This window comes from Chryseobacterium sp. JV274 (genome assembly GCF_903969135.1).
GTDB lineage: Bacteria > Bacteroidota > Bacteroidia > Flavobacteriales > Weeksellaceae > Chryseobacterium.
This window is the reverse complement of record NZ_LR824569.1, coordinates 748,608-772,078: the sequence shown is the minus strand read 5'-3', so window position 1 is coordinate 772,078 and position 23,471 is coordinate 748,608. Positions and strand designations below refer to the sequence as shown.

Here is a 23,471-nt window from a genome sequence, read left to right as displayed (position 1 = left end):
TCGGTTTTTTTTATTAAATTTGAAGATTAATTCTACAAATAAATTTTAATAAAATAGATAAACTGTAATAATGGACAGATTTTCATTCCTAAACGCAGCTCATTCTCAATTAATTGAGGATTTATACCAACAGTACTTAAAATTCCCAGACTCCCTAGAACCATCATGGAAAGCCTTCTTTCAAGGCTTCGATTTTGCTTTAGAGAACTATGGAGATGACGATAACACCCAGTTTATTCAGGCTTCGGCCAGCGCTGCCCCGGCAGTTCAACAACAGATTTCTCAGGCAGTATCAAACGGAGAAGTTCCTGAGCATATCAAGAAAGAATTTAAAGTAGTAAACCTTATTGAGGCTTACAGAACAAGAGGGCACCTTTTTACAAAAACAAACCCGGTAAGAGAAAGAAGACACTATACACCTACTTTAGATATCGAAAATTTCGGTCTTTCTAAAGAAGATTTAAATACAAAATTCAACTGCGCTGTTGAAACAGGAATGAAAGAGCCTGCTACATTGGCAGATTTGATCAAACATCTTGAAAGTATCTACTGCGATTCTATCGGAGTAGAATATACATACATCAACAACGTTGAAGAAAAAGATTTTATCAAAAGATGGCTTCAGGTAAATGAAAACCATCCAAGCCTTTCTGCAAACGAAAAAACAGAGATTTTATTAAAATTAAATCAGGCGGTTGCATTTGAAAACTATCTTCACACAAAATTTGTAGGACAAAAAAGATTCTCATTAGAAGGAGGTGAAACATTAATTCCGGCTTTAGATCAGTTGATCTCAAGATCTTCTCAGTTAGGAGTGGATGAAGTGGTGTTAGGAATGGCTCACAGAGGTAGACTAAACGTACTTACCAATATTTTTGGGAAATCTTACAAGCAGATTTTCTCGGAATTTGAAGGGAAGGAGTTTGAAGAAGATGTATTCTCAGGTGATGTTAAATATCACTTAGGATCATCTAAAAAGATCAAAACTGCTTCAGGAGAAGAAGTGTGTATAAACCTTACTCCGAACCCGTCTCACCTTGAGACAGTGGCTGCTTTGGTAGAAGGGATCTGCCGTGCAAAAGTAGATGACAAATACAAAGATTACTCTAAAGTATTGCCAATCATCATTCACGGTGACGGAGCTATTGCCGGACAAGGTATTGCTTACGAAGTAGCTCAGATGATGACGCTGGAAGGATACAGAACAGGAGGTACCGTTCATATCGTTGTAAATAACCAGGTTTCATTTACAACCAACTATATGGATGCAAGATCTTCAACATACTGTACAGATATCGCAAAAGTTACAGAATCTCCTGTAATGCACGTGAATGCTGACGATGCTGAAGCTGTTGTTCATGCCATCCATTTTGCTGCTGATTTCAGAGCGAAATTTGGAAAAGATGTTTATATCGACCTTTTAGGATATAGAAAATACGGACATAATGAAGGTGATGAACCAAGATTCACTCAGCCTAACTTATATAAAACAATTTCAAAACACCCGAATCCAAGAGAAATTTATAAAGATAAATTACTTAAAGACAGCATTACTTCCAATGATGTAATTGCTAAAATGGAAACGGAATTCAAAGCTCTTCTGGATAAAGATTTTGATGCTTCAAAGGAAATTGAAAAGAACGTAATGGATCTGTTCATGGCTGAAGACTGGACTAACTACCCAATCGGAAAGAGAGGAGCAGTTCAGTTGCCGGTTGATACAAAATATGATGCAGCAAAGCTGAAAGAATTAGCGCTGAAAATGTCAACACTTCCTGTTGATAAAAAATTCATCAATAAAATTACAAGACTTTTCGAAAACCGTATCAAAGCTATTGAAGGAAATTCATTAGACTGGGCATTAGGAGAGTGGTTAGCATACGCAACACTACTTGTAGAAGGTCACAACGTAAGAATTTCCGGAGAAGATGTAGAAAGAGGTACTTTCTCTCACAGACATGCGGTAGTAAAAACAGAAGATACAGAAGAAGAATATATCCCGTTAAGACACGTATCAGAAAGCAGATTTGATGTATTCAACTCTCACCTTTCAGAATATGGTGTTCTAGGTTTCGATTACGGATATGCAATGGCTTCTCCAAATACATTAACGATCTGGGAAGCTCAGTTCGGAGATTTCGTGAATGGTGCTCAGATTATTGTTGACCAATATCTTGCCGCAGCCGAAGAAAAGTGGAAAATCCAGAACGGATTGGTAATGTTATTGCCTCACGGTTCAGAAGGACAGGGAGCAGAACACTCTTCAGCAAGATTGGAAAGATTCCTTACCCTTTGTGCTAATGAAAATATGGTAGTGGCTAATATTACTTCACCTGCCAACTACTTCCATTTATTGAGAAGACAGTTGAAATGGGGCTTCAGAAAACCACTGATCGTAATGAGCCCTAAATCTTTACTGAGACATCCTAAAGTGGTTTCTCCAATTGAAGATTTTGCAAACGGTACATTCCAGCCAATCTTGGATGATCCAACTGCAGATCCTAAAAAAGTAGAAAAAGTAGTTCTTTGTTCAGGTAAACTGTACTTCGAATTATTGGCGAAGAAAGAAGAACTGAACTGTGAAAATATTGCATTAGTAAGATTCGAGCAGTTATATCCGCTTCAGACAGATGCTATTGAAGCAATCTTCAACAAATACGAAAATAAAAAACAATTGGTTTGGGCTCAGGAAGAACCTGAAAACATGGGAGCTTGGTCTTATATCCTGAGAAACTTCAGAGATACAGGAATCCAGGTGGTTGCTCCGGTACCAAGCGGTGCTCCAGCTCCAGGTAGCCACAAAATGTTTGAGAAAAACCAGAATGCAGTGATCAACAGAGTTTTCGACAGAGATGATGCTCCTGCAAAAAGACCAGTTACAGCTTAATTTAAATAATATCCAATTAAAAAATAAAAAATACTCGATATGTCAGTTTTAGAAATGAAAGTTCCTTCACCGGGCGAATCAATTACAGAAGTTGAAATTGCAACTTGGCTTGTAAAAGATGGTGATTATGTAGAAAAAGATCAACCTATCGCCGAAGTGGATTCAGATAAAGCAACTCTTGAATTGCCGGCAGAACAAAGTGGTATTATCACTTTAAAGGCAGAAGAAGGTGATGTAGTACAGGTAGGTCAGGTAGTTTGTTTAATTGATATGGATGCTAAAAGACCAGAAGGTGCTGCACCTGCTGCTGAAGCTCCAAAACAGGAAGAAGCTCCGAAAGCGGCTGAACCTGCGAAACAAGAAGCTCCAAAACCTGCAGCTCCGGTAGCGGCTCCACAAACTTATGCAACAGGAGCTCCATCTCCGGCTGCTAAGAAAATCCTTGATGAAAAAGGAATGGATTCTGCTCAGGTTTCAGGAACAGGAAGAGACGGAAGAATTACTAAAACTGATGCTGAATTAGCGGCTGTTCCTGCATTAGGAGGAAGCCCAATGACAGCTACAGGTGCTAGAACTACCACTACAACTAAACTTTCAGTTTTAAGAAGAAAAATCGCACAAAGACTGGTTTCTGTGAAGAACGAAACAGCTATGCTGACGACTTTCAACGAAGTGGATATGTCTGAAATCTTCAGATTAAGAAAACTATATAAAGAAGAATTTGCTCAGAAACACGGAGTTGGACTTGGTTTCATGTCTTTCTTTACTAAAGCGGTGACAAGAGCATTACAAATGTACCCGGATGTAAATGCATCTATCGACGGTGACTTCAAAGTAAACTACGATTTCTGTGATATTTCAATTGCAGTTTCAGGTCCTAAAGGATTAATGGTTCCTGTATTGAGAAATGCTGAAAATATGTCTTTCGCAAGCGTGGAAGCAAACATTAAAGATCTTGCTATCAAAGTAAGAGACGGTAAAATTACTGTTGACGAAATGACTGGTGGTACTTTCACTATTACAAATGGTGGTACTTTCGGATCTATGATGTCTACGCCAATTATCAACCCTCCACAGTCTGCAATCTTAGGAATGCACAACATTATCCAGAGACCGGTTGCTGTTGACGGACAGGTAGTAATTAGACCAATGATGTACGTTGCAATGTCTTATGACCACAGAATTATCGACGGTAAAGAATCTGTAGGATTCCTTGTTGCGGTAAAAGAAGGTATCGACAATCCAGTTGAAATATTATTGGGAGGTGACGAAAGAAAAGGCCTTGGTTTATAGTTTTAATAAAATTATAATGTAAATATATTATCTCGCCTTATAAAAAAGGCGAGATTTTTGTATTTATTAAGAAAATGCTACAATGATGTTTTCAAAAATGACTTCCAATATCAAAGTTTCAGTAATACCTGAATATGATAGTAAAAACAGTTATCCATCCGAAAACCGTTACGTTTTTAAATACAATATCACGATAGAAAATGACGGAAGCTTTCCTATCAAAGTATTGAAAAGAAAATGGTTGATTTTTGATGTAGGATTTGGATATACAGAGATTATAGGGGATGGCGTAATCGGCCTCACTCCTGAAATAGGAACAAATGAAAATTTCTCTTATTTCTCCAATGTAATGCTTCGTTCCGGAGTAGGGAATATGAGCGGAAAATACCTGGTGAAAAACCTGGAAACACAGGAAACTTTTGAAATTGATATTCCAAAATTCAATCTGTTATCTGAAGTGTTGAGTAATTAAAGCTTTTTTGTGCCAGAATAGTACAATAGTAATGATTGATAGATTGCAGAATAAGAACCCGGGTTCAATAATCTGTTCTATTAAAGCTTTTTGATTTTCGCTTTCAAATATTCATTTACTTCATCATTACTGGTGAGAAACAATTTCTCAAAAGCCAGGAGAGAGATCTTTGCACATACTTCAGCATCTGCTCCCGCTCTGTGGTGGGTAAAATCAATTTTATGATATTCTGCCAAAGGTTTCAAACCGTATTTTGGAAGGTAGTTCCATGACTTCTTGGCAAGCTGTATGCTGCACAAATAGCTGAGCTGGGGAGTAAACATCCCATAATGTTCCAAACATCCTCTTAAAACAGAAGCATCAAATCCTGCATTATGAGCAATCATAAGGCTTCCGTACATCATATCCTGGGCTTCATACCATATCTCATCAAAAGTAGGTGCATCTTTTACGTCTTCCGGTTGAATACCATGCACCGCAATATTGAATTTATTAAAATAAGGAAAACTCGGAGGTTTGATCAGCCAGGTTTTAGTCTCAACAATCTTAGAATCCTGTACCACACATATTCCCATCTCACAAGCTGAACTTTTCTCATGAGTGGCCGTTTCAAAATCTATTGCACAGAAATCCATTGTTTTTAAATTATAAATTGTTGCCAGTTGCCAGTTGCTAGTTCTTTAGTTTAGAGTTTAAAGTTTAAGGTTAGTTGAAGTTATAAATGTTTTTACTATCCCTATTACCTGCAACCTATCATCTGCCACCTAAAAAGTGTTTAAAAATAAGCCATTTCGATTGATAGAACTGATTCTTTTGGCTTTTCTGACGAAGTTTCCATGTTCCCGGAAGCTGTCCGTAAAATCCAAAATGAGCCTTTACAACAGCCCACAGATGTGGAAAACCATGTTTTAATCCAAAATAAACTCCGGCAACACCATCCAGACATAATCTGAAAAAGATCAGCCATATCAATTGAGGAAAGGGAAGATTCTTAAGCATCATGGAAAGGTTATTTCTGATGTTTAAAAAAGTTTTTTGTGCACTCTGTTTGTTAAGTGTACCACCACCTACATGATAAACTTTGGATTTTCCCGTATAATAAATCTTTTTTCCGGAATTAATGAGTCTCCAGCAAAGGTCAATTTCCTCCTGATGGGCAAAAAATCTGGCATCAAAACCATTCTGTTCCCAGAAATCTTTTGAACGGATGAAAAAGCAGCATCCTGATGCCCAGAAAATCTCTGTTTCATCATTATACTGTCCTTTATCTTCTTCCAGGTCATCAAAAACCCTGCCTCTGCAATAAGGATATCCAAGGTTGTCTATCAATCCGCCGGCAGCTCCCGCAAATTCAAAATAGCTTCTATTGTGATAAGATAATATTTTAGGCTGTACTGCTGAAACGGAAGGATTTTTTTCCAATAATTCCAAAGCAGGTTCTATCCAGTTCTCGGTAACTTCTACATCAGAATTGAGAAGGCAGTAATATTCGTTAGAGATGGCTTTCAACCCTTCATTATAACCTCCTGCAAACCCATAGTTTTTATCGTTTTTAATAACGGTTACTGTGGGGAAATTCTTTTGTAAAAACTCAATGGAATCATCCGTAGAAAGATTATCGATAACAAAAATATCCGCATTCTGAGAAAATTGAACCACACCCGGAAGAAATTTTTCAAGCCAATTTCTGCCGTTCCAGTTTAAGATGGCAACTGCCAGTTTTTTCTGCATGTCAATCTAATTTTTTTCGGAATCAAAATTTTTGATGGAGTCCTGGTATTTCCATTTTCTGTGTGACCAAAGATAGTTGTCCGGATTTTTGTGTAATGTGTTTTCCAATAATTTATGGAACTTTCTTACCACTTCATTTTCAGTAAACTTTTCACCATCAGGACATATTCTATGATAATTTACCTGATAATAACCACGTTTTACCTTCTTCATCTCACAATAGATGAAAACAAGATCCATTCTGGTAGCCAGCTTATCATATCCAACAAAAGCAGGAGTTCTCTGATTCAGGAACTCTAATCCGTACGTGACATGTGCGAAGTGAGGAGTCTGATCTGCTACAAACATATAGGCTGAATCTCCATTGTTTTTAGATCTGAAAATATTCAGGATCACTTCATTGGCTTCCAATGCTTCATTTCCGAATTTATTACGGACCTTCCTCATCTGGTTCTCCCAGAAGTCATTATTTACCTTTCTGTATACAGGATGGCAATGCGCCTGGGGAACAATCTTTGCCAATGCATTGATCCACTCCCAATTGAAGACATGTCCTGCCAGAAGGATAATGTTTTTACCCTCCTTTTTAGCATCATGAAACAGTTCCTGATTGATGTGCTGCATTCTCACCCTGGCTTCTGTCTCAGAAATGCTGAAAGATTTGATAGTTTCTACCAGATAATCTGAAAAATTAAGGTAGAATTTTTTCCGGATCTCTTTAATTTCTTCTTCCGATTTATCAGGGAAAGAGTTTTTCAGATTTTGGGTAATTACCTCTTTTCTGTATCCTACCAGATAATAGTTCAGGAAAAAAATCACGTCCGAAAAAATATACAATATTTTAAGCGGAAGTTTGGAGATCAGATATAATATTTTGATTAGAAAATTCATAAAACACGCAAATTTAGTGATAATAAAATTATGGTTCTATTTTTGCAGAGGGATATATATTATTTTTTTACTTTTATGTTATGAAAAAATTGACAATGTTAGCTTTCCTGGGATTAAGTGTAATCGCTTTTGCACAGGATGTAAAAAATACACCTGATAAAGGAAATCAAAAAAACGCTCTTATAGTTCCGACTGAGCAGAAAGAATTAGAAGCAAAGAAAAAAGCTGCTGAAGAAAAAGCTAAGCTGCCAAAGCCTTATGATCCAAAAGCGGATGCAGAGGCGGATATTAAAAAATTAGTAGCTCAGGCTAAGAAAGAAGGTAAAAACGTTATGATCCAGGCTGGCGGAAACTGGTGTATCTGGTGTCTTCGTTTTAATAATTATGTACAAACTACTCCTGAATTAAAGGAAATAGTGGATAAAAACTATGTCTACTATCACCTGAACTTTTCTCCGGATAATAAGAATGAAAAGGTTTTTGCCCAATATGGGAATCCGGGTGAGAAATTTGGCTATCCGGTTTTTATTATTTTAGATAAAGACGGGAAAATGATCAAGGTTCAGCAAAGTGATGTTTTAGAAGAAGGAAAAGGGTATAGCAAAGAAAAAGTAAAAGAGTTCTTTACTACCTGGGCTCCTAAAAAAGGATAAAATAAAAAACTGCTTCAGAAATGAGGCAGTTTTTTTATTTCTATGAGTATTACATTAATCTCTTAATCCAGCTTAATTTTTTCTCAGAATACGGTGGATATTTGATGTTCGGTTCACCCCAGGTGGCTTTTTCAAGAACAGCTTTTTGATGTGAAAAGGCTTCAAAGCCATATTTCCCATGATAATTTCCTATTCCTGAACTTCCCACCCCTCCAAATGGTAGATGATCATTACTTAAATGCATTACCGTATCATTGATGCAGCCTCCTCCAAAAGAAAGTTTCCGTGTAAAGATTTCTTTTTCCTCGGAATTATTGGTAAAAAGATAGGCAGCCAATGGCTTTTCAAGTTCCAAAACAGAGTTGAGAACTGCATTGTAGCTTTGAAAACTGATAACCGGCAGGAGAGGTCCGAAAATCTCTTCCTGCATGATTTCGTCATTCCAGTTTATAGGGTTCAGAATAGTAGGCTCTATGTGTAGCTTTTCTTCATCAAAAGATCCTCCGGAATAGATTCTATCTTTATCAATAAGGTGTATAAGACGCTGGAAATTTCTTTGATTAATAATTTTTGTGTATTGCCCGGAGCCCGCTTCATATTTAAACTCTTTGATATATTTTCTGAGCATTTCCAGAAACTGTTCCTGAATGGTTTCTTCTACCAACAGATAATCGGGAGCTACGCAGGTTTGTCCGGCATTGAGGAATTTTCCCCATACAATTCTTTTTGCTGCTATTTCAAGATTGGCATTTTTGGTGACAATAGCCGGAGATTTTCCTCCCAGTTCAAGTGTTACGGGAGTAAGATGCTCTGCTGCCGCTTTGTAAACAATCTTTCCAACCTTTGTACTTCCTGTAAAAAATATTTTGTCAAATTTTAATTTTAAGAGAGCTGTCGTTTCATCAATACCACCTTCGTATACGTAAAGGTATTCAGGTGGAAAGTTTTCATTGATGATAAATGCCATCGCCTTCATCGTATTTTCAGCTATTTCGCTAGGCTTAAGAATACAGCAGTTTCCAGCTGCCATTGCCGCAATAACAGGAGAAAGGGATAACTGATAAGGATAATTCCAGGCTCCGATTACCAATACACAGCCAAGAGGGTCTGCATGAACTTTACTGCTCCCGAGCTGGTTGACAAGATTGGTGCTTACTTTTTTAGGCTTTGAAAGAGATTTTAAATTCTTGATATAATAATTGATATCATTCAGAATAAAAGATAGCTCTGTTGTGAAAGTATCAAATTCGGATTTTCCAAAATCTTTGTTAATCGCTTCATACAGCATTTTCTCATTAGCAATAATAAGGCTTTTAAGCTTCTCAAGATACATTTTCCGGAAAGCAAGATTTTTGGTCTGCTGTGTTGTAAAAAAATCCCTTTGGTTCAGTAAAATTCTTTCAATTTCCATTCGTAAGCTTTTGTATTAAACGTAGTGCTTTGCGCAATATTGCTGCTGGAAAAATACGAACAATAAACCGGCCAAATTGGATAGAGGATAGAGTTGGAAGATGGAAGAAGGGAGATGGAAGTTACTTTTGGTTGTTTGAAGACAAGTAGTTACTTCAATAAAAAATTATTAAACTTTTTATATTGATCCAAATGAACTTTGAGTATTACTTTTATCTCAGGAACTTCGATCTTCCAGCTCCCTTCTTTTACATTATATTTCTCACAGCTATTTTTACCGGATGATACAGCAATAAACAGATGGCCGTAATTAATGCGAGCCAGAAAAGTCCCGTGAAAATTTCCATATTGGAAAGGAGAATAGACTGAGCTGTTATTTTGGCTTTAAAAGCACCGGCTGTCATTGATAAAGAATCATTAACTGACAGTTTTGAAATATTAGCACCGAAAAGCTGATTCCACTGACTGTAAAAAATGGGATTGGTGTCTGTAAAATTAGAACTAATTGTATCAGAATGTTTTAAGGTTAAAAAAAGCATCAGATTCTGCATTAGTGCATAACCAATAGCTGTTGTCCAGAAACGGGTTGTGGTTCCTAAAGCTGTAGCATTGGGCACATATTCTTCCGGAGTTCCTGAAATCAAAAAGAAAACTAGCGGCGTAAATAATAATCCCTGAGCAACGCCCTGTAGAAATAAAGGCGGACAAATCGTAGAAAGGGCAGTGTCAGGATAAAAAGTATAGGTAAACCATGCACAGTCTATTGCAAGTAACAGAAATCCGGTAAAGAAAACAATTCTTGAGGAAACTCCACGCACCAGGCAGATTCCTGATAATACTATACCCAGAAGAGTTCCTGCAACATTCCAGTACTGGATGTTTACAATATAATCCCAGGGCCATTTCCATACCGTAGCCATGATGCTGTAGACATTATTCAGCCCTGATCGGATCAGGTAAAAAATGAAGAACAGAATCATTCCTGCAATCACATTTTTTGAACTGAAAACTTCAAAATGAAATAATGGTCTCTTGGAATTTCTTTGTTTAAGCATAAATAATCCTCCCGAAAGCAGGAATATAAATAAACACATGATAATGGTATCAGACTCGAGCCACATCAGTCTTTTACCATAAATAATAGCATAACCGCCAGCCTGCAGGCATACCCAAAGTAAAAACCAGCTGGTAATATCCAATTGGTACAAAGGTTTTTTAGGAAAGAATCTGTTTCTGTTGAATAAAGCAATGCCAATGATCAGTACAAATACATGGAAATAGACCATCATCAGGATCATATGCTGAAAATCGTAGTTCTCAATGCTTGATTTCAACAGGGAAGTGGTTATTGTACCCCCGGTGAGCATAATAGTATACATGAAAAGGTAGGCTAAGACTTTGGCGTGTTTCGTTTTTAATTCAGCAATAATCAAAGGAAGGAAAATAGCCCCTTCCAACAGCCCGAAAATTCCTTCTAAAAACCGGATCACCAAAATAACATGATAATCGTGAGTTACCGATAAAATGTAAAGTATAATAACAGAAATAGAGGCCATCAGCAGGACATAATATTTGACGCTGAAATAAGCCATAAACCGCTGTAAAACTAAAAGGGTAACCACAAATGTCCCATACATCAAAATCATTAAATACTGAATGTCATCTGAATCAACATCCATAAAAGAAGAGGTGAAGGCGCTGTTTGAATGTAAAAGCGACAACAACATCAGGTGGGGAAACAATGCCAATATAAGAAGCGGCAGTTTCAGCCATTGTGGTACCCATTTATGATAAACTGTATTGTGTTGCATAATTTTTTGAAAGCATTAAAAGATAAATGCTGAAAAGGCAGATAAGTAAACTCACAGCCTGAGTTTAAAATGCGAAAAGACAAAAAAGCAAGGTGTAAAAGTAAAAGGTAAAATGGCAAATATGCTTAAGAAAAAATTTGCAGATTCGCTATTTTGCAGTCTTGTCTTTTCGCTAAAAAAATAATTTAATCGTAAAGTATGAAATGTATTGATTTGAAGTGATTTTCAATTGAATAACTTTGTACTCTAGTACTTCAATTCACTCCCGCACTCAAACTTATATCTTCTTCGCGCTCACCAGAACATTCATTCCGGAAAGCAGTTTTTCGTTGTCTTTATTATTATCAAGAATAATTTTTACAGGAAATCTCTGTTCAATTTTTACAAAGTTTCCGGTTGCGTTATCAGGTTTTACTAAAGAAAACTGTGATCCTGATGCTGGAGAAACGGAAAGTATTTTTCCTTTAAATTCTACGTCGGGATAAGCATCTGCAGTAATAATGACTTCCTGGTTCTGATCAATCTGTCCAAGTTGTGTTTCTTTGTAATTGGCAATGATCCATTTTTCTTTGCTGACCATCTGTACCAAAGCCTGACCTTCTTTAATCAATTGCCCTTCCTGAATAGTCTTTTTTCCAACCCACCCATCATAGGGAGCCGTAATTACAGTATAAGAAAGATAGAGTTTGGCATTATTCAGACTTGCAGAACTCTGCTGAATCTGGCTTTTAACAGGGGCAACCTTGGTCTGCTGTTCATTGGCTCCGGCTCTTACTGCATTTTTTTGCTGTTCCAATGCCAGAAGATTGGCCTTTGACTGTTCATATGAAGCTTTTACATTTTCAAATTCCTGTTCGGTAGCGGCATCTTCTGACAGCAGGTTTTTATATCTTTTAAAATCCTGTTCTGTTCTCCAGATATCAATTCTTGCAGAAGCAATGTTGGCATCAATGATCTTTGTATCGCTTTCTTTAGTATTGACACCGCTTTCAATAGTGCTGATGGTAGCTGTATTGGCGTGGAGATTGGCTTCTGCCATTTGTACCTGATTCACAAACTCTCTGTTGTCTATGATAATCAAAGTATCACCTTTGTGTACAAACTGATTTTCATTAAACTGTATTGCTTTGATAAATCCGGAAACCTTGCTGGATACAGGAGTGATATATTGTTCGATCTGTGCATCGTTGGTAGTGACATTCTTTCTTGAAAAAAGATAAAAACTGACCATTCCTGTAATTCCGCTGATAATCAGGATCCAGGCCAGTAAAGTAATGGACTTGTTGATTCTTTTTTCCTTTTGTGTCAGTTGTTTCTGTGCCATAGTTTTTATAAGTTTCCAATCGTATATTGGAGTTGGTAATATTTAAGTTGTCGGTTTATTTTTACGGAAATAAGGTTAGATTCTGCCTCCAGATAAGTATTGTCGGCATCAATCAATTCAGTGATAAGACTTAGTTTGTTCGCATATTTTGTTCTTACAATGCGATAGTTTTCTTTAGCCTGGTCAATCGCTTCTTCAGCAATTTTCACTTTCTGGTCTGTTTCTTCAAACTTTTTGTAGGCTTCGTAGACACTGTGTCTTATTTTCTCTTCATTTTCTGCTATCTGAAGCTTGGCAAGGTCTATATTTTCCCGTGCTTCCTGCATTTTGTATTTATTTTTATACAGATTTTCGATAGGATAGCTAAGATTCACACCCATCATTCCCAGACGGTATGCATAAGGTTCGGGAGGAAAAAACATCATATTCGGATACTTTAAAAAATATTCTCCGCCTGCTGTAATTTTAGGTAAGTAATTCGCTTTGGTGATTTTTTGATCCAATTCCTTCAGTGAAAGATTTTTGTGAGTGATTTCAACGGATTCATTTTTATTTAAAGCTGTTTCAGTCAAATCATCAATATAAGGAATCGCAGCATTCTCCGAAATAAGATCTTCCGTATTCACATGCATTTCCTGAATTTCCGGAAGAGAAAGAATTGTTTTCAGTTTGTGCTCTGCAATCTGAATATCGTTATCCAGTTCTGTCCAGCTCATTTTATGATTGGAAAGCTGTAATGAAGTTCTCAATACTTCATTCACTGTTACGACTCCGTTGGCTTTAAGAGCTTTTACCTGTTTAATGTTAACAGAATCTTCTTTCATCTTATCATTAATGAGACTTTGTTGTTCTTTTAAATGATGGATCTGCAGAAAAGCTGTGATGATTTCCATGGTAAGCTGTCTCTCATCCAAATGCGTTCTTAAAGCAGATATTTCAGTGTCAATAGCCGCTTTTTTTTCTGTATTTTTTATTTTGCCGCCCATGTACACAGGAATTGATGCAGATAATGTAAAATCATACATCCCATTGATCGCATCATACCTTGTCGCTTTGTTAAATACGCCATTTTGATGCTGATACAAATTGGTTACCTGAGTATAGCTGGTATGAAATTCAATGTCCGGAAGCTTTTCCATTTTGAGATCTTTCTCTTTGGTAGCGGACATTTCCTGTTTTAGATGACTTATCTGTATGTTTTTGTTGTTTTTCAGACCAATCTCTACAGCTTGTTGTAAGCCGAGATGCTGATAATCTATCATCTGTGAATGTAAAAAGCTGCTCAATAATAAGCACAACGCCATGCACAGATATCGGCATGCGTTAAATATGATATTCATAAATTAATTAAAGGATTTTTGCTAAAAATGATTTTGATGCAGCAAAGTTACGACGACAAGAGTAAGACCTGATTTGTGAAAACAGAAAAAGATTTGCTTATTTACGCCAATTTGAAAAATCTTCTTATCTTTATTTCATGAATGACAGTCATTTTAAAGCCGTAGAAGAGGATGATGCCGAATTTTACATCTATCATGTCCTTACAGGTAATGTAACAACAGAGATTCATTATCACAGTTCTGCACAATTAGTATATGCAGAAGGAGGTATTGTGCATGTTTTTACAGATCAGAAGCATTGGTATCTTCCTGCAAGGTGCTTTATGTGGATTCCTGCCGGAACACCTCACTACATTTTTTCTACCAGTCCGAAAGTTGATTTATATAATTTTTATTTTAAGAAGGAAGAAAGCGAAAATGGCTTTTTTGATGAAATTAATATTTATTCTGTTAATAATCTACTTCGGGAGATGATTTTATATACTAAAGAATGGGATGGGAAAATCACAAAAAATGACCATTCTAAATATTTTTTTCTCAAAGCCCTTAAAGGAGTTTTACACGAGAAAAAGCACAGACACCTTGCATTTCCCATACAGCATCCCTTTCCTAAGGATGAAACACTATTAAAGATTGCAAGATATATTCATGCGAACCTTGAAAAACCCCTTACTATAGAATCTACGGCCAAAGAATTCGGAATGAGTACCAGAACCCTTTCGAGGAAATTTAAAGAGATTCTAGGCATGAATTACGTCCGTTTTCTACGGGCATTACGAATTACCCGTTCCCTTGAACTAATGCTGGAAGGAAAATACAATATGTACGAAATAGCAATGATGGTAGGATACAATAGCCTGTCGTCTTTCAGTAATATTTTCAAAAAAGTAATCGGTATTGCTCCTACGGAATATCAGCAGAAACTGAGAGGGGATAAGTAGTGAGTGGAAGTGTTTGATAGAGCAGTAATAGCTTTTTTGTTATGAGATTTATCGGGAGGAAATTCTATTCTCTGGAGAGGTGGATTTTTGCAACGCAAGAAGATGGGGTAATTCAATAAAAAAACCACTTCAAATATTTGAAGTGGTTGATATTGCGAGAAAATCTCAGTTGCTTAAAATTAAGCTTCTTCAGATTTAACTTCTTCTTTTTTAGCAGCAGGAGCAGCTACAACTGGAGCGTCAGATACGATATCGAATTCGAAATTGTACTCAACGTTTCTGTGTAATCTGATGTTTGCCGTTACTTTACCAGTTCTCTTAATAGTGTTCCCTGGAATTTTGATATATTTCTTCTCTACAGAAACTCCAGCTTTAGCAAGAGCTGCAGAAAGATCTGCATTGTTGATAGATCCGAATAATTTGTCACCAGAACCTACTTTTGCAGGGATAGTGATAGAAGTTTTCTTTAATTGATCTACTACAGCGTTAGCAGCAGCGATTAATTTAGCTTCTTCTTCTTTTCTAGCTTCTAATGTAGCTTCTAAAGCAGCTTTGTTTTTAGGTGTAGCTAAAAGAGCAATTCCTTGAGGAAGTAAGAAGTTTCTAGCATAACCTGGCTTTACGCTTACTGTATCAAACTCAAGTCCTAAGTTTTCTACGTCTTGTTTTAGGATGATATCCATTGTTGTTGTCCTTTTTAAAGATTTTAGAGTGTTCTAAAATCAAGTTAGAATTAATTATTTATTCAGCAACAAAAGAAGAGACTGCTCTCTTCTTTTATTTATTTGTCTTATTTCAATAAGTCAGCTACGTAAGGTAGTAAAGAAAGGTGTCTTGCTCTTTTGATAGCAGCAGAAACTTTTCTTTGGTATTTTAAAGAAGTTCCAGTGTATCTTCTTGGTAAGATTTTACCCTGCTCGTTTACAAATTGTAATAAGAAATCAGCATCTTTGTAGTCAACGTGCTTAATTCCGTATTTTTTGAATCTACAATATTTCTTTTCAGATTTTGTATTGATATCAAGCGGAGTAAGGAATTTTACTTCTGATTCTCCTCCAGCTGAGGCTTGTTTAGCCATTTCATCTATTGCCATGTCTTGTCTTTTTTAAAAAAAATAGGGTTAATAATTAAGCTTTAGCTGCTTTTACTTTAGTTCTTCTAGTTACAGCATACTCAACAGCATGTTTGTCAAGTTTCGTAGTAAGGTAACGGATTACTCTTTCGTCACGCTTAAATGCTAATTCTAGATCAGCTACTACACTACCTTCTCCTTTGAATTCGATTAGAGTATAGAACCCGTTCTTTTTCAATTGGATAGGATAAGCTAATTTTTTTAATCCCCAGTTTTCTCTAGCAACGATTTCGCAGTTCTTTTCTTTGATAAGATCTACATACTTGTTCACTGCTTCCTCTACCTGTGACTCAGATAGAACGGGAGTTAAAATGAAAACAGTTTCGTAATTGTTCATAATGTTAAATGAATTTGTTAATTATTTCGAGGTGCAAAAGTAGAGAATATATTTCTTATATGCAAGAGGATTCATGAAATAGTTGCATGTTGATGGTTTATAGTTTCAAGTTTAATATTGGGGATATTCTTAATGAAAAGCTATTTTCAATACAATACTTTTCCAAACGATCAACTTTCAACGGACAATTTCTGACTAATCTTTTTGTCTTAACTCCGTCAGAAAATTGACCTTCAATACATCATACAGCGAATGTCTGCTTACTAAAATAGAAGCAATGGAAGAAACCATTCCTGCCAGCATCAGGTGGAAAATCAATGAATGTCTGTCTGTCATTTCCAAAACAATAATTGCTGAAGTAAACGGAGCCCTGGTAATTCCCGTGAGAAAAGCTACCATTCCGGCCAGAACAACAACATTGGTTTCGTTGGGTGTTAAATGAATGGCGCCTGAAATAACAGAGCCTATACTTGCTCCCGCTGTGAGAGCAGGGGCGAAAATTCCTCCTGCACCACCGGAAGTAAAAGAAAGGGCAGGGCCAAGCATTCTTAGAACCGGAACATACCAGTCTTCATGCTTGTCCTTCGTAAAAAGAACACGCTCCATAATTTCTTTCCCGGAGCCCAGAATTTCCCTGTTGATGAAATAAGCGATTGAGGCAATAATCAAAGCACAAACGATCAGAAATATAACATTGGCCTTATCGGTTTTCAGCTTGTTTTTTTTCCAACTGTTGATTTTAAGCATCGCAACAGAAAGCTGACTGGCTAGAATACCCGCAACAGCAGCAACAAGTACAATGGGAAACATAACCATTAAAGAAACATCATTGGTCTTCGGATATCCCAGATATAAATAAGAACCAGCAAGTGTTTGTGCTGTAAGACCGGCAATAATTACTGCAGTAAACAAAGCTGTTTTGAAGTAATTGATATGGGTTTTTGACAGTTCTTCCACAGCGAAAACAATACCTCCCAACGGAGTGTTGAAAGCTGCTGCAAGCCCGGCTGCGGCTCCTGTCATAATCATGTTTTTCTTGGAAATTTTCGGCCACCATTCGGGAAGATATTCGTTGACTTTTCTGAAAACAGAGCCTGCAATCTGAATAGTAGGTCCTTCACGTCCTACCGCACCTCCTCCGATGACCAGAATGACTGAAGACAGGATTTTGAAAAATATAATCTTAATACTCAGAAGGCTTCTGATCTTGCGGTGTTCTTTCGGATTGGCGAGTTCTACCGCAGCCATGACCTGTGGAATACCGCTTCCTTTGGCATTGGGCGCAAATTCTTTCACCAGCCACCAGGAAAGTACAAATCCTATGGGAGCGATGATGAAAATCATCCATGCATGCCAGTCAAAGATAAAATTCATAAGATGTTCACCCCAGGCAAATATCTGTGCATACATGACGGCAAAAAAACCTGTAATAACAGATCCTATCCAAAAAGGAATAGCCTGAAGCAGATTGTACTTCAGCTGTTCGTTCCGGATATTGTCAAAGGAATTTTTGATGGATTTCCGTATCAGGATGAAAATTTTCAGCATTTGTCTGTTTTGAGGGATGAAATTACGGTAAAATTTTGAAAATTATATGTGGTTTAAAAATTTTGAGATGATTTCAGCGTTTCCAATTGTAAGTATTTCCGGTAAACCAAAGCTTAAAATATTGTTTTTCACTTCAAGTTTGAAATTTTCATTCGGAAAAGTTTTTATAGCTGCTTTTCTTTTTGGAGTTAGAAAATTCATGGTTTTAAATTGATCACTTCCTAAAACATAGAAATCTTTAAATTCATGATCTTTAAAATTGATAGTAAAACTGCTGAATATTCCTGCAATCTTATCCATTAATTTCTTTTTATTGATGGAGATATACCCAAAATCTTCCTCCAGTTTTTTGAGTCCCCAAAGTTGAATAGTGTCAAATTTACGACCTAACCGGCCTCCTTTGGATGTCATTCCAACTTTGCTGACGATAAAAAGATAGAAAGAATCACCTGTCGTTCTGTCTTTTACAAAATAACAGATTTGCGGGATGAATATGGGATAGAGATCATGAGAACTGAATTGTTCATAAGGAGATTCTTTAAGATCAATTACAGAAATTTCATAGACCGCAGAAAGCTGATCGTAGACTCCATCAATGAGATTTTCATCCTGTTCGGTGAAATCAGAAAATTTAGTCATGTCATACTTTCTGTAATCCAGATCCATTGTTGAATATTATTTAAGTTTAAAAATAGCGCTAATAAATCTAACTTCCAAAAAAGTTATTGTAGATAGAATTGTGTTTAATTTGTTATTGATTTAATAAATTAAATACCTTTTATTTAAATATTTGTAATTGTTATTTTATGTTGTTTGATCTTTTGATATTTCATTGAGCTTTGGTTAACAAAAACAAAAAAACCTCCGAAAAACGGAGGTTTGTATTTAAAACCGGCAAAAATTACTTTATTGCTGATTGTATATTTACTTATATTTCTGTGTTCAGATCCCAGTTTTCAAGATAGTCGTGAACATGCTTCAGCATCATTCCTCCTAAAGAACCGTCTACCACTCTGTGGTCATAAGAGTGAGACATGAACATTAAGTTTCTGATAGCAATTACATCACCATCAGCTGTTTCAAGAACTGCAGGCTTCTTAACGATAGCTCCGATTGCTAAAATAGCTACCTGAGGCTGAGGAATGATAGGGGTTCCCATAAGGTTTCCGAAACTTCCTACGTTAGAAATAGTATAGGTTGCACCCTGAGTGTCTTCAGGTCTTAATTTCTTGTTTCTTGCTCTGTAAGCCAGATCGTTGATTGCTTTTGCAAGACCTGAAAGTGATAACTGATCTGCATTTTTAATTACAGGAACAATAAGGTTTCCGTCCGGAAGGGCAGTAGCCATACCGATGTTGATGTTTTTCTTTTTGATGATGTTTTCACCATTGATAGAAACATTGATCATTGGGAAATCCTGAATTGCTTTTACTACAGCTTTTACGAAAATCGGCATGAAAGTCAATTTCTCACCTTCGCGCTTTTCAAATACTGCTTTATTTTTATTTCTCCATTTCACAACGTTAGTAACGTCTGTTTCGATGAAAGAAGTAACGTGTGGAGCAATTTGTTTTGCTTTTACCATGTTTTCAGCGATGATCTTTCTCATTCTGTCCATAGGAATGATCTCATCACCTGCGCTTACCGAGATTGTAGCTGCCGGAGCAGATACTGTTGGTTTCGGAGTGGATGCTGCCTGTACAGGAGCCGCCTGCTGAACCGGCTGGTTTCCTCTGTTAGCAACATATGCTAATATATCTTCTTTTGTAATTCTTCCTTCCAAACCGCTTCCTTTGATAGATTTCAGTTCAGTTTCAGAAATATTTTCCTGTTGTGCAATAGATTTTACAAGTGGAGATAAATAAAGATCTCCTGAGAATTCTACGTTTGAAGCAGCTGTTGTTTGTAAAGGCTCTTCAATCGCTTTTAAAGTGTCAGCATCCGGAGTAGCCGCCGGAGTTTCAGTTTTTACTTCTTCTGAAGCTGCGCCTTCTCCTTCAATTTCTAAAATAGCAATGGCTTCACCTACTTTTGCAACTTCATCTTTTTGCTTTAAAATTTTTACGATTTTCCCCGAAACTGGTGTCGGAACATCTGAATCTACTTTATCTGTTGCAATTTCTACTACGGAGTCATCCTCCTTTACGTTATCACCTTCATTGAATAACCAAGTGATAATTGTCGCTTCCATAACACCTTCTCCCATGGAAGGAAGCAATAATTTGTATTCTGCCATTTTTGATTTTTAGATTTTGACAAATATATAAAAAAAATCGGTTTTTTTATGAAATATATAATCTTAGCTGAATTCAATATAAATATTTTCGCCCACATTCAATCCAAACAGGCTTTTAGCACCGTTTTTCTTACTTCCTTTATAGATGGTAAGCTCCAATAATTGACTATCATTGAAAATAGCAGCAGACTGCCCATGGAATTCTGTTTCCCTTTCCCAGTCTGAAACAACCTCCGTATGGCTGGAAAATATCCTTGAAAGGCTTAAATTTCTGAATTTTATGGTAAAACTATCGTAGCCTTTGCTGATATTTTCAAAAAAGTCTTTGTTGATATTTGAGATTATATTTCCGAAATTATCAATATAAGTTACTTCGCCGATAATCATGCCTTCCGATTCATTATAAACTGCTCTTGGGAACATCAGTTGTTTGGCTGTACTTATTTTTCGCCCTATTACTTCAGGGAGTCCGCCATTGGCAAGATGTACCGCTGCAGGAACAAAAATATCTGTAGAAGTAAAGTTGATGATGTCATCAAAACGGTTGTTCAGCGTAAGTTCATAGATTGCTTCCGGTTTAATATCAAAAAAGATAAGGCTTAAAAGACCGTTATCTGCCGCTAAAAAGTAAGATCCATCGGCTTTGTAAATGATATTCTTTCTTGATCTGTTGTGAAAACTGTCTACGGAAATGATGTGAATGCTTCCTTTAGGAAAATATTTATAAGCATTTCTTACAATATACGAAGTCTGTATAAGGTTGAATGCCTGGATATCGTGGGTTATATCAATAATATTAACCTCAGGGTTTAGAGACAGAATTTTGCCTTTCACAGCGGGAACTCTGTAATCTAAATTTCCGAAATCCGAAGTAAGGGTAATAATTGACATGAGCAATTTCTAGAATAATGTAGTATTGCAAAGTTATTTAAAATAAAAAGAAAGCCCGAAAGATTGTTGAAAAGAATTTGATATAAATTTGAAAAAAAGCTTTAATTTTAAAATCTAAAAATAAAAATACTGCATGTTTGAATTAACATATGATTTGGAAGATATCGATGCGAAAATCTTCTATGGAGTTAATAACCAATATTTCAACTTAATAAAATCAAGCTTTCCAACCATTAAAATTACAGGAAGAGATCATGTCATCTTTGCCATGGGAAATAAGGAAGCTTTAGATATACTGAAACAAAAACTGAATGATATTGTCAGTTTTATCTCCAAAAACAACTCAATAGGCCTGAAAGACGTTGAAAATATACTAAATATTAAAGACGAAAATGAGAAACAACTGGTTTTTGATCAGGATATTATCGTAAAAGGGGTCAACGGAAAAGTTATTAAGGCTAAAACAACCAATCTTAAAAAATTGGTAAAGGAGACGGAGAAAAAGGATATGGTCTTCGCCATTGGTCCTGCTGGAACTGGAAAAACATATACCAGTGTAGCATTGGCCGCAAGAGCTTTAAGAGATAAAGAAGTGAAAAGAATCATTCTGACAAGACCGGCTGTAGAAGCGGGAGAAAGTCTGGGATTCCTTCCCGGTGACCTTAAAGAGAAGCTGGATCCATATTTGCAGCCTTTGTACGATGCACTTCGTGATATGATTCCCCATGAGAAACTGGAAGGTTTTATGGAGAAAAAAGTAATTGAAGTAGCTCCTTTGGCTTTCATGAGAGGACGTACCCTTGATGATGCTTTTGTGATTCTTGATGAAGCGCAGAATACAACTCATGCACAGATGAAAATGTTCCTTACCAGAATGGGTATGAATGCTAAATTCATTATCACAGGAGATCCGAGCCAGATTGACCTTCCGAAAAACCAGCAGTCCGGGCTGAAAGAAGCTATGAGGATTTTAAACGGAGTGAAGGAGATCGGGTTTGTGCATCTTACAGAAGAGGATGTGGTAAGACATCCGGTGGTAAGAAAGATTATTCTTGCTTATAATGATGAGGACAAAAGACTAAGAAACGACTAGTTAAGAATAGGTGAAAGTTTCCGTTAACCTTTTATTAACCTTAAATTGGTTAGTTAAAATTTGTTAATTTGAAAAAAATAATTAGTTTTGCAGACCTTGAATGTAAAAACTAATTAAACATGAAAAAACTTTTACTTGTTGCAGCAGTCGCTGTTATGGGAATTTCTGCAAACGCTCAGGAATTTCGATTTGGTCCTAAAGCTGGTTTCGCAATGTCAACTATTAAACTAGATGATAAGCAAGATGATCTTGACGGAAGAAAAATGTCTCCTAAATATACTTTCTATATCGGTGGAATGGCTGAGTACAAATTCAATGATAACTTTGCTGTTCAGGGAGAGGTTTTATACTCACCACTTGGAGCTAAAGAAAAAATTGACGGAGTAAATGCTGGAGGAATGTATTTTGGGGAGTCAACTAAGATTACTTTTGGAACTCTTTTGGTTCCTGTTTCTGCAAAATACTTTATTACTGAAGGTTTTTCTGTAGCAGCAGGTGTTAACGTAGGAATTATTCTTACGGCTAAACAAAAAACTGTAATTGGCTCAGATTTCCTTGATGTAGAAGTGGAAGGAGATACTGGTGATGTGGATATTAAAAAAGATATCAAATCTTTAAACCTTGCTCCTTTCTTAGGAGTTGAATATATGCTGGAGAACGGACTTTTCTTTGATGCAAGATACAGCTTAGGTGTATCCAACCTATCTAACGATAATAGTGGAGGTACTGTAAAGAACAGCTTTGCTCAGGTGGGTGTAGGTTTCAAATTCGGAGGAAACTAATTCTGAAAATCTTATTTAGAAATAATAAAAAGCAGGACAAAAATTGTTCTGCTTTTCTCGTTGTAGAGCGGTTGTATCCTTATGATGAAAATAATTAGTACTTTTGCAGAATAATTCAAAGCTACTAAAAAAATGAAAAAACTATTATTACTAGGTGCTTTTGCACTTTTAGGAGGTGCTGCTCAAGCGCAGGAAGGTTTTAAAATTGGTGGACATATTGGGGTTCCTGTGTCTGATGCAAGTGATGTATCTTCATTTACATTAGGAGTGGATGCTGCTTATATGTGGAATATTGCTAAAGGTCTTGACCTTGGGGTAACAACAGGATATTCTCATTTCTTCGGAAAAGATCACTTTGATGATTTCGGATTTATTCCTGTAGCTGTTTCCGGTAAATACAGATTCTCTGGAGCTCCTATCTTTGTAGGATTAGACCTGGGATATGGTATCTCTACAAAAGATGGAGTGGATGGTGGTTTCTATGCACAGCCTAAATTTGGATATCAAATGTCTAAAGGAGAGTTGTACATCGGATATCAGTCAATCAGTAACAGACGTGACTATGGTTGGTACAGAGATAGCTGGAATGTAGGAGCTGTTAACATTGGTTATAATTTCTTTTTGAAATAAGAAAGCAATTGCATATTAAAAACTCCGGCCGAAGGCCGGAGTTTTTTTGATATAATATAAGCAGACTTA

22 protein-coding genes are annotated in these 23,471 nt (G+C 36.5%); 8 read left to right on the top strand and 14 right to left on the bottom strand.

The window, feature by feature from the left end; translation table 11 throughout:
- Window positions 1-70 precede the first annotated feature (70 nt).
- From CHRYMOREF3P_RS03605 to apaG, 3 genes are all read left to right on the top strand, one after another.
- Window positions 71-2,887, top strand: coding sequence for a 2-oxoglutarate dehydrogenase E1 component (locus tag CHRYMOREF3P_RS03605; RefSeq protein ID WP_180563872.1), 2,817 nt, complete (start codon window positions 71-73; stop codon window positions 2,885-2,887).
- Window positions 2,888-2,926: 39 nt separating this feature from the next.
- Window positions 2,927-4,180 carry a 2-oxoglutarate dehydrogenase complex dihydrolipoyllysine-residue succinyltransferase gene (odhB, locus tag CHRYMOREF3P_RS03600; RefSeq protein ID WP_077416905.1) on the top strand — a complete coding sequence of 418 codons (1,254 nt, stop codon included), beginning with the start codon at window positions 2,927-2,929 and terminating at the stop codon, window positions 4,178-4,180.
- Between the two features lie 82 nt (window positions 4,181-4,262).
- Window positions 4,263-4,652 (top strand): Co2+/Mg2+ efflux protein ApaG, encoded by a 390-nt coding sequence (gene apaG, locus CHRYMOREF3P_RS03595; protein ID WP_077416907.1) that lies wholly within the window; start codon window positions 4,263-4,265, stop codon window positions 4,650-4,652.
- 80 nt (window positions 4,653-4,732) lie between these two features.
- On the opposite strand, the gene CHRYMOREF3P_RS03590 is transcribed toward apaG, so the two are convergent.
- The 3 genes from CHRYMOREF3P_RS03590 to CHRYMOREF3P_RS03580 all read right to left on the bottom strand — a co-directional run bounded on the left by CHRYMOREF3P_RS03590 (window position 4,733) and on the right by CHRYMOREF3P_RS03580 (window position 7,274).
- A complete protein-coding gene (locus tag CHRYMOREF3P_RS03590; protein ID WP_047385300.1) occupies window positions 4,733-5,287 on the bottom strand; it encodes a 3'-5' exonuclease in 555 nt (184 codons plus the stop codon).
- A 118-nt stretch (window positions 5,288-5,405) separates the two neighbouring features.
- Window positions 5,406-6,383 carry a glycosyltransferase family 2 protein gene (locus CHRYMOREF3P_RS03585; RefSeq protein ID WP_180563871.1) on the bottom strand — a complete coding sequence of 326 codons (978 nt, stop codon included), beginning with the start codon at window positions 6,381-6,383 and terminating at the stop codon, window positions 5,406-5,408.
- A gap of 6 nt (window positions 6,384-6,389) precedes the next feature.
- The gene (locus CHRYMOREF3P_RS03580; RefSeq protein WP_077416911.1) at window positions 6,390-7,274 is read right to left on the bottom strand and encodes a lysophospholipid acyltransferase family protein; all 885 of its coding nucleotides are present in this window, start codon (window positions 7,272-7,274) and stop codon (window positions 6,390-6,392) included.
- 80 nt (window positions 7,275-7,354) lie between these two features.
- Between CHRYMOREF3P_RS03580 and CHRYMOREF3P_RS03575 the strand changes: the two genes are divergently transcribed.
- Window positions 7,355-7,927 carry a thioredoxin family protein gene (locus CHRYMOREF3P_RS03575; RefSeq protein ID WP_077416913.1) on the top strand — a complete coding sequence of 191 codons (573 nt, stop codon included), beginning with the start codon at window positions 7,355-7,357 and terminating at the stop codon, window positions 7,925-7,927.
- A gap of 49 nt (window positions 7,928-7,976) precedes the next feature.
- On the opposite strand, the gene CHRYMOREF3P_RS03570 is transcribed toward CHRYMOREF3P_RS03575, so the two are convergent.
- The 4 genes from CHRYMOREF3P_RS03570 to CHRYMOREF3P_RS03555 form a co-directional block, all read right to left on the bottom strand.
- Entirely contained in the window at window positions 7,977-9,338 is a 1,362-nt protein-coding gene (locus CHRYMOREF3P_RS03570; RefSeq protein ID WP_180563870.1) for an aldehyde dehydrogenase, read from the bottom strand.
- Between the two features lie 247 nt (window positions 9,339-9,585).
- The gene (locus CHRYMOREF3P_RS03565; RefSeq protein WP_139348532.1) at window positions 9,586-11,148 is read right to left on the bottom strand and encodes an MFS transporter; all 1,563 of its coding nucleotides are present in this window, start codon (window positions 11,146-11,148) and stop codon (window positions 9,586-9,588) included.
- A 277-nt stretch (window positions 11,149-11,425) separates the two neighbouring features.
- Entirely contained in the window at window positions 11,426-12,472 is a 1,047-nt protein-coding gene (locus tag CHRYMOREF3P_RS03560) for an HlyD family secretion protein (protein ID WP_180563869.1), read from the bottom strand.
- A gap of 5 nt (window positions 12,473-12,477) precedes the next feature.
- Window positions 12,478-13,812: a TolC family protein gene (locus CHRYMOREF3P_RS03555; protein ID WP_232538965.1), complete on the bottom strand. Its 1,335-nt coding sequence runs from the start codon at window positions 13,810-13,812 to the stop codon at window positions 12,478-12,480.
- A gap of 137 nt (window positions 13,813-13,949) precedes the next feature.
- Between CHRYMOREF3P_RS03555 and CHRYMOREF3P_RS03550 the strand changes: the two genes are divergently transcribed.
- Complete coding sequence (locus tag CHRYMOREF3P_RS03550) at window positions 13,950-14,753, top strand: helix-turn-helix domain-containing protein (RefSeq protein WP_077416923.1); 804 nt, start codon at window positions 13,950-13,952, stop codon at window positions 14,751-14,753.
- 179 nt (window positions 14,754-14,932) lie between these two features.
- On the opposite strand, the gene rplI is transcribed toward CHRYMOREF3P_RS03550, so the two are convergent.
- The 7 genes from rplI to CHRYMOREF3P_RS03515 form a co-directional block, all read right to left on the bottom strand.
- The gene (rplI, locus tag CHRYMOREF3P_RS03545; RefSeq protein ID WP_077416925.1) at window positions 14,933-15,436 is read right to left on the bottom strand and encodes a 50S ribosomal protein L9; all 504 of its coding nucleotides are present in this window, start codon (window positions 15,434-15,436) and stop codon (window positions 14,933-14,935) included.
- Window positions 15,437-15,543: 107 nt separating this feature from the next.
- Window positions 15,544-15,846 (bottom strand): 30S ribosomal protein S18, encoded by a 303-nt coding sequence (rpsR, locus tag CHRYMOREF3P_RS03540; RefSeq protein WP_034706728.1) that lies wholly within the window; start codon window positions 15,844-15,846, stop codon window positions 15,544-15,546.
- Window positions 15,847-15,880: 34 nt separating this feature from the next.
- A complete protein-coding gene (gene rpsF, locus CHRYMOREF3P_RS03535; RefSeq protein ID WP_077416927.1) occupies window positions 15,881-16,222 on the bottom strand; it encodes a 30S ribosomal protein S6 in 342 nt (113 codons plus the stop codon).
- Between the two features lie 195 nt (window positions 16,223-16,417).
- The gene (locus CHRYMOREF3P_RS03530) at window positions 16,418-17,770 is read right to left on the bottom strand and encodes a chloride channel protein (protein ID WP_077416929.1); all 1,353 of its coding nucleotides are present in this window, start codon (window positions 17,768-17,770) and stop codon (window positions 16,418-16,420) included.
- A 42-nt stretch (window positions 17,771-17,812) separates the two neighbouring features.
- A complete protein-coding gene (locus tag CHRYMOREF3P_RS03525) occupies window positions 17,813-18,409 on the bottom strand; it encodes a hypothetical protein (RefSeq protein WP_180563868.1) in 597 nt (198 codons plus the stop codon).
- Between the two features lie 289 nt (window positions 18,410-18,698).
- Complete coding sequence (locus CHRYMOREF3P_RS03520) at window positions 18,699-20,006, bottom strand: dihydrolipoamide acetyltransferase family protein (protein ID WP_180563867.1); 1,308 nt, start codon at window positions 20,004-20,006, stop codon at window positions 18,699-18,701.
- Between the two features lie 63 nt (window positions 20,007-20,069).
- Window positions 20,070-20,897, bottom strand: coding sequence for an S-adenosyl-l-methionine hydroxide adenosyltransferase family protein (locus CHRYMOREF3P_RS03515; RefSeq protein WP_180563866.1), 828 nt, complete (start codon window positions 20,895-20,897; stop codon window positions 20,070-20,072).
- A gap of 133 nt (window positions 20,898-21,030) precedes the next feature.
- On the opposite strand from CHRYMOREF3P_RS03515, the gene CHRYMOREF3P_RS03510 reads away from it, so the two are divergent.
- The 3 genes from CHRYMOREF3P_RS03510 (at window position 21,031) to CHRYMOREF3P_RS03500 (ending at window position 23,402) form a co-directional block, all read left to right on the top strand.
- A complete protein-coding gene (locus CHRYMOREF3P_RS03510; RefSeq protein WP_077416937.1) occupies window positions 21,031-21,990 on the top strand; it encodes a PhoH family protein in 960 nt (319 codons plus the stop codon).
- Between the two features lie 119 nt (window positions 21,991-22,109).
- The gene (locus CHRYMOREF3P_RS03505) at window positions 22,110-22,772 is read left to right on the top strand and encodes a porin family protein (RefSeq protein WP_077416938.1); all 663 of its coding nucleotides are present in this window, start codon (window positions 22,110-22,112) and stop codon (window positions 22,770-22,772) included.
- Window positions 22,773-22,904: 132 nt separating this feature from the next.
- Window positions 22,905-23,402, top strand: coding sequence for a hypothetical protein (locus tag CHRYMOREF3P_RS03500; protein WP_047385284.1), 498 nt, complete (start codon window positions 22,905-22,907; stop codon window positions 23,400-23,402).
- Window positions 23,403-23,471 lie beyond the last annotated feature (69 nt).